The sequence below is a fragment of the uncultured Succinivibrio sp. genome (assembly GCF_902756765.1).
Taxonomy (GTDB): domain Bacteria; phylum Pseudomonadota; class Gammaproteobacteria; order Enterobacterales; family Succinivibrionaceae; genus Succinivibrio.
In genome coordinates this window covers 19,007-36,525 of the sequence record NZ_CACVSS010000002.1, presented here as the reverse complement: position 1 = coordinate 36,525, position 17,519 = coordinate 19,007, and the positions used below count along the sequence as shown (strand labels likewise).

Sequence of the window (17,519 nt, the reverse complement as noted above, 5' to 3'; positions counted from 1 at the left end):
TCACACCTCTTTAGTTTCAAAGTCAAAAACAAACTTGCCGTCCTTGGCACTTGCGGTTGCGGATACAAGCTGTTTTTCTTCCATTGTACATTCAAGGAAACGCGCGCTCAGTTCAGGTAACAGATCATTGTTTACAATCGCATCAATCAGACGAGCACCAGATGCAACATTATTGCATCTTGAGATAATCTCATCTCGAAGTTCCTGTGTATATCTGAACTCTGCGTGATAGTTTTCCTTAACACGTTTTACAATCTTATTAAGCTTCAAATCAACAATATGATTTAATGCCTTCTTACCTAAAGGATAGTACGGAATTATATTAATGCGACCCAATAATGCAGCTGGGAATACTTTCATCATTGCAGGACGTGCCGCTTCCTCTAAAACAGAAGGATCAGGCAGATTATCTTCATCCTGACAGAGATTCATAATCGCATCATCTCCAACATTGGTCGTCAGTATAATCACGCAATTCCTAAAATTGATGAGTCTTCCTGAGCCGTCCTCCATCTGGCCCTTATCAAAAACCTGGAAGAATATCTCATGAACGTCCTTATGTGCTTTTTCAATCTCATCCAGTAAAACCACACTATATGGTCTGCGACGAACAGCCTCTGTTAAAACACCGCCCTCGCCATAACCTACATATCCTGGAGGCGCACCTTTCAGGGTAGAAACCGTATGTGCTTCCTGGAACTCACTCATATTGATTGTAATCACATTACTTTCAGTTCCATACAACTGTTCTGCCAGAGCCAGGGCGGTTTCAGTCTTACCTACACCGGACGGACCTGCCAGCATCAGAACAGCAATTGGTCGATTTGGATCAGAAAGATTTGCTCTTGATGTCATCAGGCGCTTTGCAATCAAATCAAGAGCATGAGGCTGACCGATAACTCTCTGCTGCAGGAATTCAGACATCTTGAGAACAGAGTTGATCTCATCCTTCATCATTCTGCCAAGAGGAATACCTGTCCACTCAGAAATAACAGTACAAACAGCCTGGGCATCCACCTCAGGAAGCAGCATTGGGTTTTCACCCTGCATATCATTGAGTTCTTCTCTGAGTTTTTTTAGCTTCTCAAAATCAGCTTTTGAAGGCTTACTGCCTGAAGCTTTTTCTTTCTTAGAAGGCTTCTCTGCAGACTTTGCATTTTCAGCATTCGCAGCTTTCTCTTCAGCATTAACCTCTTCTTTTTTATCCTTATGAGGAGCTATCTTCTCGCACAGGTCAAAATACTCTTTAGCTTTTTCTTTGATCTTATTTAATTTTTCATTAAGCTCATCGTAATGGGTCTTTTCCTTATTAAGCTTATCAGCAAGAGCTTTCAGTTCATCCTCATGCAGAAATCCCTGTGAATTTTCTCTGCTCAGAATCTCCTGCTCCAAGGTCATAGCTTCAATTTTGCGTCTGGAGTATTCAATTTCATATGGCTCCTGACTCTGACTTAAGGCAACCTTTGCACAAGCTGTATCAAGAACGCTTACACCTTTATCAGGCAACTGACGCGCTGGAATATAGCGACGTGAAAGTTTAACGGTAGCACTTAGGGCCTCATCTAAAATTCTGACTTTATGATGTCCCTCTAGCATATGAGTCATGCCGCGAAGCATCTGCACAGCCTTGTCATCATCTGGCTCTAAAACCAGAATATTTTCAAAACGTCTGGTTAATGCAGGATCTTTCTCAAAGTACTTAACGTATTCCTGATAGGTTGTTGCGGCAATACATCTCAACTCACCTCGGGCTAAAGCAGGCTTCAAAAGATTTGCAGCATCATTCTGACCTGCTGCACCACCGGCACCGATTAAGGTATGGGCCTCATCAATAAACAGAATAATAGGAGTATCTGAACTTTTAACCTCTTCAATTACCTGTTTGAGTCGATTTTCAAACTCACCCTTCATTGATGCGCCAGCCTGTAAAAGACCTAAATCCAGAGAACGCAGAACTGTGCCCTTAAGGCAGTCAGGAACATCTCCATCAGCAAGACGTTTGGCAAAGCCTTCAACCACTGCAGTCTTACCTACACCAGCTTCACCTGTCAGGATTGGATTATTCTGTCTTCTACGCATCAGAATATCTATCATCTTGCGGATTTCTTCATCACGTCCGACAATGTTGTCAATTTTTCCTTCCTTAGCCTGAGCTGTAAGATCAGTTGTGTATAGATCTAGAGCCTCCCCCTTGCCCATTGCAGGATTGGAAAGCATCTGTCCTGCCTGACCGGTAGCGCCTTCGGACCCGCTTACTACACTTGAAACTTCAGGAGAGTTCTTCACTATTTCGGCAAATTTTTCCTGAAGCATGTCTCCGTTTACCTTGATAAACTCAGAGCTGATGTCAGAAAGAATACGGGAAAGCTCCTGATTCTGCTTCATCGCCAGAAGCAGATGACCAGTTCTGATGGTTCGTTCCTGATAAACAATTGAAGTTGCCATCCAGGCTTCACGGATAGCCAGCTCAATGGTACTGCTGAAATCACTTATTGAACTTGCACCTCGAGGCAGTCGGTCCAGTGCGGCAATAAGATCCTTAGACAGCTGTGCTTCATCTAAAGAGAAATAACGCACTATCTCATGTACATCACTGGCATCCCCTAAAAGAATCTGATTTATAAAATGAACCAGTTCTATATATGGATTTCCTCTGGTTTTGCACAGTACTGTTGCACTTTCTAATGCCTTATATGCCGTCTTATCGAGTTTTCCGAAAATCTGAACTCTTTTAAGTTTCAACATTTACTGACTCCTTATTGTGTCTAGGCAGCATGTCCATTAAGTCGAGAAACATTAATGACAATCTGACACTCTCCCTTTTCATTTGTGTATTTAAAATAACAGTTTGACCCTAATGAATAATTACCGTTCAGATAAATACCTTTCAGGGAATTCTTCCTTAGAATAAATATCAGGTCATAATCCAGTGGTTTCTGAAGATACAGGTTTATAATTTCTATCAGATAGTTATAATTTTTTGTTCCAGGAAGCATTGCATAACAATCTTTAAAATCCATAGGACCAAGCTTTAAATCAAATTTCTTGGTGTGACTGTAGAAATGCTTTCCTATCTGCATACTTACCCCCAAAGTACAGGTATCTCTATGCCCTAGTCTGCAACGCAGATCTTCAGGGATCAAATAACGCTCAAAAATATTGCTTTCAATTCTGATATCAAAGCCAAAGAACTCTCTTAAAATTGTCCTTAAACCTTCTGCTCCACTGTTCTTTGAAATAACAAAAGGCATCATTGCTTCAGCCGCAAACTTTGGAAGTTCAGGATCTCTGTCGGCAGGAGCTCCAGAAAAGGCTCTGAAAATGCTGCGAGGAAGATTATTCTCCTTTTTATCAAAACCAATGGCCAAATCCTTTTGAGCATACGCACGATAATAAAGGGACAGAAACTCATTATTGATGATATCTATAAAACGCTGCAGAGCGTAATCATAGTAATTGTTTGAAAGCTGCAATACCCTGCTGGTGAATTCTAAAGGCATAGGTCCATCAGTTCCGGTTAATCCCGGACCTGAAACTTCAATTACCGAGTTGCCATTCTTATCTTCACTTATTGCAGTAACTGCAGGAAGGACTCCACTCAGTGTTGGTTTCTGAGAAAAACGGACATTGCATTTTGATGATTTTCTATAGCCAATTCCAGGCACGATGCCACTCGCTTTTTCGAAATCTCTTACAACTTCAAAAAAGTCTACACCACCAAAATTACGCATGGCTCTTAAAGCCTGCTTTACCTGTCTTTCTCTTGTGTCCATGAGCAGATTAACCCCGATTTTACGCCATAGAGAGAAAACCTAATCAGCAGATTTAACGAAGTAAAATCACACAGCACTCTTCTAAGCACTGACCCCAATGCATAAACACCGAAACCTGTAAGATTACTTTCGTCAAGAACTATGTCAACTTTAAATCCCTTTTCAAAATATATATGTCCAGTTTCAACGAATCTGAATACACTTGGACCTGTTTCAACCTTATTTATAGCTCCAATCAGAATCTTCTTTTCATCAATAGAGCCATGATAAAAAATCTGTATCAGATTCTGCAGTACAACCTTACACTCATCACTATGCTGTAAAAGCTGTGCAGATAAATTCATAAGAATAAACGAGAGTCTGGAAAATCCGTTGAGATCTCCTCTCATAAAGAATGCAGGACGAGGAGAAGTTAACGGAAAAATAAATGATGCAGATCCACTTCCATCAGGAGTTGTTACTTTTTTGTTTGATCCGACAAATAGCGACAGATCCGCATTTGAACACCACAGATTTGCGGTAAATTCCCGAAGATCTCTAATAGCAGAATTGTAAATAGCCCCTGACAGAGATATGAATACCTCTGTCTTCTGGTAATTACTTCTTGGTCTGTATATACCGTTAAGACGATCTCGTCTTACCGTTGAGAAAAACACCGCATTATCCTCATTATCCAGTGTATTTCTGAATGAATAGAAAGGTAGTGCTGTATTCACATGAACGTTATGTGAATCATATAGCTCAACATTCTCAATTTTGATAATTTCATAATCTAAAGATTTTGTTCTATCTGCGCTCACAAGGAACTCATGTTTTAAATTAAGTGTAGAGCGACTGCTACGCATCTTGAACAGATTAATTACCGGAAGACACGAGAATTTAAAGGAGGACTCTGTTACTTCACCACCTAACTCAACTAAAGACGAAAAAGCAAAAATAAGATTTAATGTATTCTGGGATGACTTCTTTAAGATATCAAGAAGGCCTCTGACAGATATAAAACGATAGATGAAAGGATAGGAGAAATACATCTGAAGAAGACTTACTCCTGGCATATAGCCAAAAATCTCATCAAAAATGTTCTCACACTGTTCGGCTTTGTAGCCACATTCAAGTTTATCGCTAACCTTGGTTATATTGCCGGACTCATCCTCAATATATACAGCTTTAAGATGACGATTAAAACAGTACGCCATTCTTGAAGCATTAGAATCCGCCATATCCAAATAAATATCGATACCATTATTATCAGAACCGGTATCTTTAAGATTATTGCAGCCAAGCACAGTCATGCGCAGAGCAGATTTAAGATTCAGAGCATCAATTTCTTCTGTTGGCAGAATATTCACCAGCGAAGACTCATAACTTGCAGCCGAGACACTCAATGGATAAAAACGAGTTCTCCACATTGGGGTTAGTTTTAGGGAGGCTGAAAACTTACCTGCAACTTTACAGTCGAATACTGTTGAAAATCCAACCTGTTCGGTTTTATATTCCTGACCAGAGCCAGTAAAATTTAAAACCGAAGCTGCAGGTACAGGAGTAGATGCTAAAGGACATACTTTGTTTAATATCTGCTGTAAAAGTTCAGGATAACCGTCATCAAATTTTTTTTCTGCACGAGCAACAAGAAAGGCTGTTCCCTCAAGAAGTCTTTCAACAAAAGGATCCTGGGAATCCTGTTTTGTAAGATTCAGTCTTGAAGCAACCTTTGGAAACTGAGAGCCAAATTCAGTTCCCATCTGACGTAAATGAACTAGGTTCTCTCGATAATACGAAAGGAAATCTTCATTCATAAATGCTCCTTTCTTTTATTCTCTTTGTACATGAGGAACACCTGATTCCAAGTCCAGAGTAAACAGAAAATCAACCTCATCAATATAAGGAGGAACTGAAATTCGTCCTGTAATCTGAATCTTCACATTAGAGGACACATCCTCTTTTTTTACTCTCTGAACTTTTATACTTGCCGGATCTAGCCTTGGTTCATAGAATTCAATCAGACTTCTTATTTCTTCTAGCAGCTTCTCTACAGTAAAAGAATTATGTGATATTCCGCAAAAATCGCTAAGGCCATAACCTAAAACCGAACGATATAAAAAAGGATCATTCTCAAGGTCTTTCCTTTCCGGTCTAACTCTTGAATTCAAGAGCATAAAAATATTATCCAGAATTTCTTCTTTAAGCATGTCTATATCAGAAAGTCCATCAATATCTTCTTTGGTAAGCCTTGATAACAGGCTAGGAAGATAAAACTGCTGACCACTTTTTGAACTATCTGCCATAGAAATCCTTAAAGAAGGCTCCCCTTCTCAGGGAAAGGAAGCCCTTCTGAGTTAAGCGTTCTCAATCTGATTGAAGTTTGCCTCAACGGCACCATCCTTGGTGTTATCAGGCTTAATAGCGGTGTACTTCCATGTAATCTTGCCTGCAACCAGATCCACCTGCTCTAAAGGCAGATAGGCACCGTCAGATCCCTGGAAACTGTCAATCAGTGCATCTGCGCCGTTACCGCCAGATACTACTGACTTTACAGAAGCCTTAGAAATCTTTACATTCTCCAGTGTCACCTCATATACAGGCTCCTGCTTACCGGCAACAGCACGGCATACCTGGAACTGTACCTTTGCAACCTTCTGACCTGACATACAGAACTGCTGAATCTTTGGGGTAGCCTTATCAATCAGATGAACAAAGGTGAATGGCTCAAATGCACCACGACCTGATACATCAGTTGCTCTTCCAGCTCCAACATTCTGAACAGACCCATGAGAGAAAGCTACGACTTCAATCCATTTGCCATGGCTTTTATCGTTGGAATCTCCATCAATACCATCAATTTTTACATAAAAATCAGAGGCCATATCTTAATCTCCTTTGTGTTACTTAGCTCCGTTAGGAACCTTTGTGGTTAATCTCAATGATGTAGTTAAGCCCTCAAGCTGATAATGAGGTCTTAAGTAGAACTTGGCATTGTAATATCCTGGCTGACCTTCAACATCCTCCACAACAACCTTAGCTTCTGCCAGAGGATACTTTGCCTTTACCTCTTCAGACGCATTTGGATCAGAGGTAACATAGTTTGAAATCCAGTTGCTCAGCCACTTCTCCATATCGGCTCTTTCCTTGAAGGAACCAATCTTGTCACGAACAATACACTTCAGATAATGAGCGAAACGTGTTGTGGCAAAGATATAAGGAAGTCTTGCGGATAAATTAGCGTTTGCAGTTGCATCTGGATTGTCATATTCCTGAGGCTTATTTACAGTCTGACCGCCGATGAATACGGCATAATCAGTATTCTTCCAGTGACATAATGGAAGGAATCCATTATTGGAAAGTTCTGCCTCACGACGATCAGTAATCGCAATCTCTGTAGGGCATTTCATGGTTACACCGCCATCCATTGATGGGAAGGTATGAGTTGGAAGAGACTCAACAACACCACCAGACTCAACACCACGGATATGAGCACACCAGCCATAGTCAGTAAAAGAACGGTTGATGTTTACGCCCATAGCATAAGCGGCGTTCATCCAGTTGTAATTTGCTGAATTACCGTTGCTGGTATCCTCTTCAAAGTCAAATGTTTCTACAGGATTGGTAGTAGCGCCATATGGAGCACGACTTAATACACGAGGAAGAGTAAGAGCCACATAACGGCTGTCCTCTGAATCTCTGAATGATCTCCAGGCCGCATATTCAGGTGTTGAGAAGATCTTTGAAATATCACGAGGATTTGCCAGCTCCTGCCATGAATCCAGATTCATGATTGAAGGGTCGGCAGCTGCAATAAATGGAGCATGAGCAGCAGCTGAAATCTGAGCAATACCCTTTAACACCTCAAGATCAGGACCGGTATGATTAAAATAGTAATCACCAACAATCGCACCTATTGGCTCACCACCAGCGGTACCGTATTCCTCTTCATAAATCTTCTTGAACAGGGGGCTCTGGTCCCAGGAAGTTCCCTTGAACTTCTTCAGAGTCTTCGCCACATCCTTTTTGCTGATGTTAAGAACTCTTATCTTCATCTGGGTGCTGGTTTCAGTATTATTTACCAGATAGGAAAGACCACGCCAGGCACTTTCAAGATTTTCAAAATCCTTGTGATGAATAATCTGATTAACCTGAGCGCTGAGTTTCTTGTCAATCTCAGAGATGATGCCTTCAATAGTCTTAATAGCATTGTCACTGACTAAAGTTGCATTCTCTAAAGCCTGAGAGACAAGGGTTCTTACGGCTCCCTTTACGGCAACATCGGCCTCTTCGGATTTTGGCTTGAATTCCTGATTAAGAAGTTTATCAAAATCAGAAAGTTCCATCTCCGCAGATAGTGCGCCTTCTTCTTTTACTGTATCTGTCATAATAATCTTTACTCCTTATCAGTCTTTTCAGCAGATTCGTCCTTGGCCTTTTCCATTTCTTCCTTTGCCTTGGCACTCAGAGCCTTCAGCAGAGCAGGATCTTCAAGCAGCTTACCCAGAAGTTCTTCGGCACCGCTCTTGCCATCCATATAACTTAATAGATTAGCCAGCTGCTTTCTTGCATCTAAAAGCTGCTTTACACCTTCAACCTTCTCTGCAACCTTGTCAGGAGAAAAGTCTTCCATATTATTGAAGGTAATATCGACTGCAATATTGCCTCCATCGTCATTAAGGACATTTGGTACAGAGAAAGCAACTCTTGGTTTGATGCTCTTTAATCTGCTGTCAAAATTTTCCGCATCGAATTCCACAAAATTTCGCTCTTCAACGTTTGGAAGAGGCTCTTCTGGTTTACCAGAGAGGTCTGACATAACCCCCATAACAAAAGGAAGATTTACCTTTTTCTCAGCACCATAAAGTTCTACGTCGTATTCGACCTGAACTCTCGGAGCTCTGTTCCTTCCAATAAATTTCTGAGAACTGCTGTTTGCCATTCTATTTACCTATCCTTATTGTTGTTAAAAAATCATTCTTCGGCTTTCTGGATCACGCCAAGCTGTTCCATTGCCTTTGAAACCGAGTTTTCATCAATCTCTCGCATAATGTCCAGAAGATTCATATCCGACATACGCAAAGCTCTGTTTAATAAAAAAGGAAGAGGACTGGTAGGTTCTGTTTTCGCAAAGAAATCTGAGCATTTCTTTATAAGCATCAGGGCATCACCACGGTCTGAAACAACAAAAGACTTTATATCAAAGCCAATATATTTTTTACCAGACTCGCTACCACCGTTTCCTAAGTCAGTTTTCTGTTCAGTAACGCCTGTTTCCTGAACATTTGAAGATTCATCTGATGAAACGCCTCCTTTTTTATATGCTGATATGAACTTCTTGACACTCTTCATTTCAGCAATTAGAGCCTCAAGATTCAAATATCCTGCATTCCCCATCTTTTCATTCATGCTAGAAGAAATCTTATCGAGCAGAGCAAGAATGTCATCAACACACTTACTGCGGCTTTCCATTTCTTCAGCAGGAACACCATTAAGTTCTGCATTAACAATAACAGGGTCAACCTCGTTCTCTGTCTTTCCTTCGATAAAGCCTTGAACCACCATCACATCTCTGATGGAATATGGCAGAGAATCTACAAAACGATTCTGTCTTAGATGATAAATAAACCTTATGGGATCATTGTATGAGCCGCTTTGAGGGGACAGCATATGGAGAATATTTACTCGTTCGGTAGGATCGTTATCATCCTCAGGATCAAGCTTTGGATAAAAGTCCTCCCACATATTGTCAATCAGGTAATCGATAAGCTGAAGACCGAATTTCAAACCTTCAAGGCCATTACAGCAGGACATACCAATCGTGTAATAGGTTGCAACTCTAAGATCTCTGGTCTTTTCCCATAATGAAAGGCATGACGAGCAAAGCTTAGAAAATTCTGGCTCTTTTCCCTCAGTTACAGAATCCCCCATCTCTGAATCTGGGACTCCAACTGCAAGAGAATCTAACTCCATGTACAACTGATCATATTCACAGTTATCGCCACAGCGATTGTCAGGCAATTCAGTCGTCAGTGTCGATAAGTCAGGAAAATCCATTTTCTCCCCCACTTGTTCTCTAAATACCGCGATTATTTGAATAAAACAAACAAATTCAGATATATAACTGCTAACTTCAAGAGTAGTTATTGACTGCCATATTTACTGTGATCATCTCTTTGTTTTAGCTAACTTTAAAGAAAAAAAAGCAATTTTTAGAAACTATGTCATAATTATTTTGTTCAAAATATTAAACTGCTCGCAATAACATCGTGCTAAAAAGTGCTTTTTATCTAAATTTTTTCTTATCTCAATCCCCCATATCGTTTTACAGTAAATAAAAAAGGCCTTCTCCCTAAGGAGAAAGCCTCTATAGAATTAAGCATTCTCAATCTGGTTGAAGTTTGCCTCTACTGCACCATCCTTGGTGCTGTCAGGTTTAATTGCTGTATACTTCCAGGAGATCTTTCCTGCTACAAGTTGTACCTGTTCTACAGGCAGATAAGCTCCATCTGCTCCCTGGAAAGTGTTAATCAGACTCTCTGCGCCGTTTCCTCCAGATACTACAGATTTTACTTCTGCCTTGCTGATCTTTACATTTTCCAAAGTAATCTCATAAACTGGTACCTGCGCACCTGCAACCTCACGACAAACCTGGAATTCAACCTTTGCAATCTTCTGACCAGACATACAGAACTGCTGAATCTTTGGTGTTGCCTTGTCAATCAGATGAACGAAAGAGAATGGTTCGAAAGCGCCTCGACCAGACACATCAGTTGCTCTTCCAGCACCAACGTTCTGAACTGAACCATGGGAGAAAGAGATTGCCTCGATCCACTTGCTGTGGCCCTTATCGTTTGAATCTCCGTCAATACCGTCAATCTTTACAAAAAAATCTGAAGCCATGATAAGTCTCCTTTCAAATTTTTACTCCATCTGGGAATTCCCCTTTGGGAGCTATTCTGTTAGGACATCTGAGTTACCAGAAGGTCCTAACTTGTGCGATTTAAACTAAAAAGTCCTTTAACAAAGTCCAGTTACCCAAGAATCAGATTAAGCATTCTCAATCTGGTTGAAGTTTGCCTCTACTGCACCATCCTTGGTGTTATCAGGCTTAATAGCGGTGTACTTCCAGGTAATCTTGCCTGCTACCAGCTCTACCTGTTCTAAAGGCAGGTATGCACCGTCTGCGCCCTGGAAGCTGTTAATCAGAGAGTCTGCACCGTTTCCGCCAGAAACTACTGACTTGACAAATGCCTTGGAAATCTTCACGTTTTCAAGAGTAACCTCATATACAGGTTCCTGCTTACCGGCAACAGCACGGCATACCTGGAACTGAACCTTGGCTACTTTCTGACCTGACATACAGAACTGCTGAATCTTTGGAGTTGCCTTGTCAATCAGATGAACAAAAGTGAATGGCTCAAAAGCACCACGACCTGATACATCAGTAGCTCTTCCGGCACCAACGTTCTGAACAGAACCATGAGAAAAAGCAACGAGCTCGATCCACTTGCTGTGGCCCTTATCGTTGGAATCACCATCAATGCCGTCAATCTTTACAAAAAAATCTGAAGCCATAATAAATCTCCTTTTATGATCATCACTGCTCTAAAAGAGCTGAAGTTTGACCGTTAAAAAAGTTTTTAATCTCATTTACATGAAAATAAAAACTGTTGATTAAAAATCTGCCTTCTTAATTTTCATCGGAGAATCTCAACAAGAATATATTTCTCCTTAAAGTCACCGGCAGAAGAAACATTATCAAAATAATGTTGTTCTGTTATTACACAATATAGATCATTTTTTCCTGTTGTTTTAACTACTTTTAAAATATATGAAGATAGTCACATATTTTCTAATATAAAAGTTTAAAAAAAAAAGGAGGTGAGGAACCAATTTTATGTATTAGTTTTTTGTTTTGTAAGAATAATTTTCTGTAAAATACTTTTCTTTCAGCTAGACAGTAAAAATACAAAAAGTAGATCAAATAATCTTAAAAATATGACAAAAAGCTTATGTAAATATATGCGTATTATAAGTTTCAAGAAAAAAACTGAAAGATCAAGCCCATCTTGATTATCATGCATTACACAAAAGATAGAATTCGGTAATTGTCACCAACCAAAACATCACAAAGACAAAATAATGATTATTCCTTTATTAAAGGAAATGAATATTTCAATTAGAATATATAGACAAGCCAATGCTTTTAGCATTTTACATCTTGACTAAGTTTTTCTTAATATTTTCACTACTTTTCATATTTTTGACAATAGTCACATATCACACACATTTTTTTACCTATTATTAAGGATAATCGAATTTTTTTCTACATATGTGATCTTTGAGGATTTTATTTAGAAAAAAATGCAGAAAAGGCAACTGTTTAGTTTATTTTTCTCAACTATGATTGAAATATGCGAATTGAACTGTATCTGCATAGCAACTAGTACACTTGCAGCCCTAATTTGTATATAGAATCAGTTTTCGAGGGAATATAAGATGAATACAAAGCTAAAGTCTATTTATTTCAGCATTACTCCTGAACTCACTGAAGGGCAGGCTATATTTCCTTCATACTCTGTTTATGAGTTTTCTATGAAAGAAGGAATATCAGATCTGTATTACGGAAAACTGTTCTTCTATGCGACAAACTCACTAAAAGCGTCTGAACTACAGCAACTCATAGGAAAAATGATTAATATCGAGGTGGAGATTCTTGATAATCTGCATGCTCCTAACAAAGATAAGCAAATAAAACAGAATTACAGCTTTAAGCGAGTAGTGAACGGACTAATCTCTTCAGTAAAATTTCTTGGTAAAACCATGGATGTGACTACCAAGACCGACAGCAAGCCTGCTAATATTTTCGAGATTAATTTCGCCTCCCCATTCGAACTTCTCAAAGGAAACAATTACAAATATCATGATCTTACCTATGGAAAACTTCAGGATAAGCTGGAGAAGTTCCTAAGTAAGCCAGAGAAAGTTGTCTATGGTGAAGATTACAAAGACAGTACTTTTTTATCAATCCAGTATGAGCTGCTAGATTCAAAAGACAAGAAGCTTTTCTCATCTCTTCCTGACAATGTGTGCATTCAGATCGGAAATTACACTCCACTGTATTGCTTAAGAAAAATCCTTACCGATTTCGGCCTCAATTTCAACATTATTCATGCAGATAACAAGGAAAAAAAAATAATAAAGGTCTTCCTGAGCAAGGGCTATGGAGTCAGCAAGAGTAATGGAGTTATAAGTAGCTATTTTGATGACTCAAACTCAGATAAGCTAAATTACGATATTGAAGTTACCTGCGATCAGTCTGATAGTGGATCCCCTAAATTAACCTCATTCAGTATCGATGTAAATAATGAAGATCTTGCCACATTCGACAGTAACAATGAATTCCTTATCTACTCCACTACTACAGAGAAAAATGCTATTGCATCAAAGACAAATTCAGAAATTGAGAACCTGAAAAATCTGAATAACAAGACAGACAGAGAAAAGATGCGCTACAGGCTTACAGCATCACATCTTATCTTCGTTCCAGGAACTGTTATTAAGGCTCAAAACTACATTGACAGTGAAGTGAAACTTATTGTTGATAATGTTGATCTGCACATTCTTGCAGGTTTAGACAGTTCTGTTTTCAATACCAGCAAAAAACATGAGCCTAGCATCGAGGAAACAATCTGTGCATATGAGCTGGATCAGAACAAAGAACCAGGTTCCTTTACTGACTTCACACCAGTTGAAGAGCAAAATGTATCAGTAAATAAAGAAATTACAGTTCACGCTTCACACCATAACGTAATGGTACTAGAAGCTGTTGTAACTGATGGAGAAGGCAACTACTCTGGAAACTGGCCAGCACCAAAGGACTCTCCTGATTTAAAGGAACCACTGGCCGGCTCTATCTGTATCTGTGCAGGAGATAATACCAAGAGCCCAAGCCTATTCTACGCTCTGCCTTCAGGACACAGCAAGCCGGTTCAGGTTCAATTAACCTCTACAATATATAATAAAGAAATATTTAATATTCCTCGTATTGGACAAAAGGTTCTGATTATTTCAGGAAATAATAATTACTATCTACACAGCTTCCTCTCCCAGAGAGCCTCAGATACAGTTAGCGAAGCTGATAAAGTGGAAAGAAACAATAATCTAGCTTCAATCAAAGGACTTGCAACCCATAGCCACGGAGCACGTGTTCACGTATGGGATGCTACGGATAACAGTAAAAATACCGGAATTAAAGGATATGAGGTTGACGAAAGCAAATTTGGCATTTCAAAACTTGCTCTAGAAAAAAATACCGATATAAAGCAATACGTTAAAAATAAGATTCAGGATGGAACAGAATCATCTCTTGTCGAAGCCTTAGTTAAAGAGGATAACACCTATAAGTATTATCAGGATTATTCTGGAACAAAAGCTATCAATGCAAGCTATCTTGGAGGTTTGAATACTGAAGACTGCAAACCATTAAAAGCTGAATCAATAAAAGCTCGCTGTTCTGAAATAAGAACACTTTTGGAAAAAACAAAGAAAGAGTTTAAAGAAGCAGACAGCGCTCTAAAAGAAATAGAAAGCAATATAAAAATTAAAAATAACGATAAACAGATAGCAGAAATAGCTGAAAAAACTCTTACTGGTGACGATCTGAAAAAAAAGCAGAAGGAGATCAAGAAAATTGATGATGAAATAAACTCACTAAACGATAAGAAAAAAGATGCTGACAAAAAGCAGAAGGAAAAGAATGCTGCATATCAAAATGCGCTAAAAGGTCTAGAAGCAATAACCTGCGAATTCATAGGAGAAATAGGATATCCAGAAAATACTTCAGAAGGCTTCGATGATGTATTTAAAATTGATCATGACGGAAATCTGGAAATTAACGCAAAAGGAACCGTAACCATCAATGCTAAGAATATAAATATATCTTCATCTAAGTCCACTTCCCTGACTGGCTCGGGATCAATTACCATGACCTCTCCAGGAAGTATCAAGATGGGATGCGCAGGAACAACCTTCTCCATAGCTCCTTCATCTATGAAAGCTTGTTCTATGCCATTTGCAAACGGTTCTCTGGCAAGTTTTGGCTCAACTATATCCTTAGATGCTTTTGAAGGTACAAGCGTAAAAGCACCAATGGTTAATATAACCGGCAAATTTGCCGCAGCTGTAAAAGACGGAGTTGGAGCAGGATTCAAAGTAAGTAAGGGTGTATCTGGACTTAGTGGTAACGAAACTAGCCTAGCAACAACAACCTTGCCTAAAGCAATGCTAAGTGTCATAAAATTCGATGAAGATTTAGTCTCAGAACTGGGTAATACCATCGCTGTTAACGTTGGCCCTAACGCCTCAAAGTATGAAAAAGGAATCTTAGATGGAGTGTTATTCCCTGTTCTTAATGAGGCAATGGGCGTTTATGTTAACGGAAACGTGTTTACTAACTACTTTTATGGTAAATGGGACGAAGAGAAACAAGAAAGGAAAGGAGGCGTAGCTGGATATAAAGATAAAAGATACAATGCTACAGATGGTACAAATACAAAAGTTACAGAAGCTGAGAATAAAGTAACAAATGCTTCAACGCCTGCAGAGAAGAAAGCCGCAGAAAACGAATTGAAAGAAGCAAAAGATGCAGATTCAAGAACTGTTTGCCGTTTTGTCGTTGACACCTGCGATTTTATCTGCGATGCATTAGATCTAATTTCCAAAGCAATGGGAATTGTTAATGAAATATGGAAAATGGCAGATGAAGATGGAAACTGGTTTGAGAAAAAAGGCCATGTAGGAAAAAATAATGCTCAGGATATCAAATATGTTTTTGCAAGCCTTAAGTACGCCCTAAATACAGTTGCTATTCACGCTGTTGTTGGAGCTAATGTCTGGGGATTAAAACCTGCCAAGGTTGCTGTTTCAGGAGGAGCTATAACAATATCATCAACAACAAAGAAAGATAGTGTAATTACTGAAGTCAAAGCAAGACCTGTAGTTTAGTTGTTTATTTATACAACGTCTGAATAAATAGGAGCAGAATTATGGCACTGACAGAAGAAAGTAAAGAACAGCTCAAAGCACTTGGTCAAAGTCTGGCAACCGATATAGCAACCGGCGTAGCAATGATAATTGCTGAAGAAGCACTGGAATCAGTTCTTGCTTCCAATATCAAAGAAAGTGATCCTTCTGGAGACAGAGAATCCAAACCAACTGATGATAAGGCTGTTCTTGATGAAAAGAAAGCTGAGGGTAATTCTAACGAAGGCTCTCTTGCTAAGGATGATGTCAAAGCTCAAGGCGGTGAGGTTGCAGCCTCTCAAACTGACGCTGAGGCAAATAAGAACAGGGCAAAAGCTCTTGAGTCAGAAGCAAAAGCTCTACAGACTAGCGCCGGTGCAACAGAAATCGCAACCAAAGCTTTAAAGATGAACTAAAAAACATACGGAGTAAATTTATAACATGGCTAATGTATCAAATCAGCTTGAATGGATGAATAAACACCTGGTACTTCTAAAGTACCAGACTGTAAACGAAGCTGTTGAGCAGGAAATGTATCCTGCAACCACCGACCTTCTCGAAATTTCAGAAAATAATCCAAACAGTGAGGATTTTCTGCATGAACTTGAAAACAAGAAAGAGTACAAGGATGCCTGTGCTTTTCTTGCCTACAATCTTCATAATCGAGCTGCGGTCTGGTGGTCATATATCTGTGTTCTGGATTTACTCAAGGAGCTAAAAAAAGCGCCAGCAAAACCTCGCGATATTGAGGATATTGGTAAACCAAAGCCATTCTCTCTTCCAGATTGGGCCAAGAAGCCAGAAAAACCACCTTATGATGTCGATCAGAAACTAGCAGAATTTCGAAACTACAGAGATAAGGCCTTTGCAGATCACCAGGAAAGAATAAAACACATTGATCCTGAAATTCGAAAAGACTGTGAAGAAGCTATCGAAATTGTAATGAGCGAAATTCGAAAAGAACATGGAAAGGATTTATTTGATCTACTAAATGCAGCCTGCGAAAAAATGATCAGAAATCAGGGTCAGGATTTCGTTATTGACATAGAAAACAGTCCTATTACCAAGGCAAGAAAAGAGCTTCAGGATAAAATCGAGGCATCCAGAAAAGAGACAATAGAAACAATCAAAGCTGCCTTACCAAAGGTTGATCTTAAAGCTCAGATTAAGAATAAACGCTCTGCTCTGGATAGCGTATACAGCTATATAGTTTCTCCAGATGAGGACAACGCTAATAACTGTTTACAAATCGGTAACAAAGGCCCAGACACACCTGAGGGATTACTGTCACTTGTGGCTTTCTGGAGTTTTGGTGATCTTGCTCCAAAGGGAACAACTGTAGTAAAAACTCCTGCAGGACTGCTTGGCAACGGAATCAACTCACTGATGCTGATGCTTGCTCTGGCTCCTGGAGGAGAGAAAAAGCTAAAGGAAAGATATGAGACCTACTTTAAGCTCGGTTATGAGGTCGCTGCCGGAAGAAATAACTGGAGTAAGAGTGTTGAAGAAGGAAAAGCTCCTCATGCAGAACTGAATCTTTATGCAAATCTGGAAAAAGAGGCTGGTCTGACAGAGGAAAAGGCTGAAGAAACACCAAATGCATCTAAGAATGACAAACCTCAAGCTACACCAGTGAAACCTGTTATCAACAGATTTAAGTAGAATTGAGTATATTCTATTTATTGAAATTGGATCTGGTAGCTTCGGCTACCAGATTTGCTTTAAACGCAGTTTAATCTC

General features: G+C 39.4%; 13 protein-coding genes. 3 read left to right on the top strand and 10 right to left on the bottom strand.

Going from position 1 to position 17,519, the window contains the following annotated elements; all coding sequences use genetic code 11:
• The 10 genes from tssH to QZU45_RS00425 form a co-directional block, all read right to left on the bottom strand.
• Positions 1–2,745, bottom strand: coding sequence for a type VI secretion system ATPase TssH (tssH, locus tag QZU45_RS00470; RefSeq protein ID WP_295350258.1), 2,745 nt, complete (start codon positions 2,743–2,745; stop codon positions 1–3).
• A gap of 20 nt (positions 2,746–2,765) precedes the next feature.
• Positions 2,766–3,773 carry a type VI secretion system baseplate subunit TssG gene (gene tssG, locus QZU45_RS00465; RefSeq protein ID WP_295350255.1) on the bottom strand — a complete coding sequence of 336 codons (1,008 nt, stop codon included), beginning with the start codon at positions 3,771–3,773 and terminating at the stop codon, positions 2,766–2,768.
• A complete protein-coding gene (gene tssF, locus QZU45_RS00460) occupies positions 3,749–5,569 on the bottom strand; it encodes a type VI secretion system baseplate subunit TssF (protein WP_295350252.1) in 1,821 nt (606 codons plus the stop codon). Before tssF ends, tssG begins: the two co-directional genes overlap by 25 nt.
• Positions 5,570–5,584: 15 nt before the next feature.
• On the bottom strand, positions 5,585–6,058 hold the full coding sequence (gene tssE, locus QZU45_RS00455; protein ID WP_295350249.1) for a type VI secretion system baseplate subunit TssE: 474 nt from the start codon (positions 6,056–6,058) through the stop codon (positions 5,585–5,587).
• Positions 6,059–6,109: 51 nt separating this feature from the next.
• Positions 6,110–6,637 carry a type VI secretion system tube protein Hcp gene (locus tag QZU45_RS00450; protein WP_295350245.1) on the bottom strand — a complete coding sequence of 176 codons (528 nt, stop codon included), beginning with the start codon at positions 6,635–6,637 and terminating at the stop codon, positions 6,110–6,112.
• Positions 6,638–6,655: 18 nt separating this feature from the next.
• Complete coding sequence (gene tssC, locus QZU45_RS00445; protein WP_295350242.1) at positions 6,656–8,140, bottom strand: type VI secretion system contractile sheath large subunit; 1,485 nt, start codon at positions 8,138–8,140, stop codon at positions 6,656–6,658.
• Between the two features lie 8 nt (positions 8,141–8,148).
• A complete protein-coding gene (gene tssB, locus QZU45_RS00440) occupies positions 8,149–8,694 on the bottom strand; it encodes a type VI secretion system contractile sheath small subunit (protein WP_295350239.1) in 546 nt (181 codons plus the stop codon).
• A gap of 32 nt (positions 8,695–8,726) precedes the next feature.
• On the bottom strand, positions 8,727–9,809 hold the full coding sequence (locus tag QZU45_RS00435) for a type VI secretion system ImpA family N-terminal domain-containing protein (protein ID WP_295350236.1): 1,083 nt from the start codon (positions 9,807–9,809) through the stop codon (positions 8,727–8,729).
• A 318-nt stretch (positions 9,810–10,127) separates the two neighbouring features.
• Positions 10,128–10,655, bottom strand: coding sequence for a type VI secretion system tube protein Hcp (locus QZU45_RS00430; protein ID WP_295350233.1), 528 nt, complete (start codon positions 10,653–10,655; stop codon positions 10,128–10,130).
• Between the two features lie 147 nt (positions 10,656–10,802).
• The gene (locus QZU45_RS00425; RefSeq protein WP_295350230.1) at positions 10,803–11,330 is read right to left on the bottom strand and encodes a type VI secretion system tube protein Hcp; all 528 of its coding nucleotides are present in this window, start codon (positions 11,328–11,330) and stop codon (positions 10,803–10,805) included.
• A 924-nt stretch (positions 11,331–12,254) separates the two neighbouring features.
• Here QZU45_RS00425 and QZU45_RS00420 point away from each other — a divergent pair.
• Genes QZU45_RS00420 through QZU45_RS00410 form a run of 3 tightly spaced genes read left to right on the top strand, consistent with a single transcriptional unit; the run spans position 12,255 to position 17,441 of the window.
• Positions 12,255–15,761 carry a hypothetical protein gene (locus QZU45_RS00420; RefSeq protein ID WP_295350227.1) on the top strand — a complete coding sequence of 1,169 codons (3,507 nt, stop codon included), beginning with the start codon at positions 12,255–12,257 and terminating at the stop codon, positions 15,759–15,761.
• A 41-nt stretch (positions 15,762–15,802) separates the two neighbouring features.
• Positions 15,803–16,195, top strand: a complete 393-nt coding sequence (locus QZU45_RS00415) for a hypothetical protein (RefSeq protein ID WP_295350224.1) — start codon at positions 15,803–15,805, stop codon at positions 16,193–16,195.
• A 25-nt stretch (positions 16,196–16,220) separates the two neighbouring features.
• A complete protein-coding gene (locus QZU45_RS00410) occupies positions 16,221–17,441 on the top strand; it encodes a hypothetical protein (protein ID WP_295350221.1) in 1,221 nt (406 codons plus the stop codon).
• Positions 17,442–17,519 lie beyond the last annotated feature (78 nt).

Excerpts from the sequence above, each read along its gene's own strand:
- QZU45_RS00425 (WP_295350230.1), bottom strand. The coding sequence starts at position 11,330 with ATGGCTTCAGATTTTTTTGTAAAGATTGACGGCATTGATGGTGATTCC.
- QZU45_RS00450 (WP_295350245.1), bottom strand. The coding sequence starts at position 6,637 with ATGGCCTCTGATTTTTATGTAAAAATTGATGGTATTGATGGAGATTCC.
- tssF (WP_295350252.1), bottom strand. The coding sequence starts at position 5,569 with ATGAATGAAGATTTCCTTTCGTATTATCGAGAGAACCTAGTTCATTTA.
- QZU45_RS00410 (WP_295350221.1), top strand. The coding sequence starts at position 16,221 with ATGGCTAATGTATCAAATCAGCTTGAATGGATGAATAAACACCTGGTA.
- QZU45_RS00430 (WP_295350233.1), bottom strand. The coding sequence starts at position 10,655 with ATGGCTTCAGATTTTTTTGTAAAGATTGACGGTATTGACGGAGATTCA.
- tssG (WP_295350255.1), bottom strand. The coding sequence starts at position 3,773 with ATGGACACAAGAGAAAGACAGGTAAAGCAGGCTTTAAGAGCCATGCGT.
- tssB (WP_295350239.1), bottom strand. The coding sequence starts at position 8,694 with ATGGCAAACAGCAGTTCTCAGAAATTTATTGGAAGGAACAGAGCTCCG.
- tssC (WP_295350242.1), bottom strand. The coding sequence starts at position 8,140 with ATGACAGATACAGTAAAAGAAGAAGGCGCACTATCTGCGGAGATGGAA.
- QZU45_RS00420 (WP_295350227.1), top strand. The coding sequence starts at position 12,255 with ATGAATACAAAGCTAAAGTCTATTTATTTCAGCATTACTCCTGAACTC.
- tssH (WP_295350258.1), bottom strand. The coding sequence starts at position 2,745 with ATGTTGAAACTTAAAAGAGTTCAGATTTTCGGAAAACTCGATAAGACG.
- QZU45_RS00415 (WP_295350224.1), top strand. The coding sequence starts at position 15,803 with ATGGCACTGACAGAAGAAAGTAAAGAACAGCTCAAAGCACTTGGTCAA.
- QZU45_RS00435 (WP_295350236.1), bottom strand. The coding sequence starts at position 9,809 with ATGGATTTTCCTGACTTATCGACACTGACGACTGAATTGCCTGACAAT.
- tssE (WP_295350249.1), bottom strand. The coding sequence starts at position 6,058 with ATGGCAGATAGTTCAAAAAGTGGTCAGCAGTTTTATCTTCCTAGCCTG.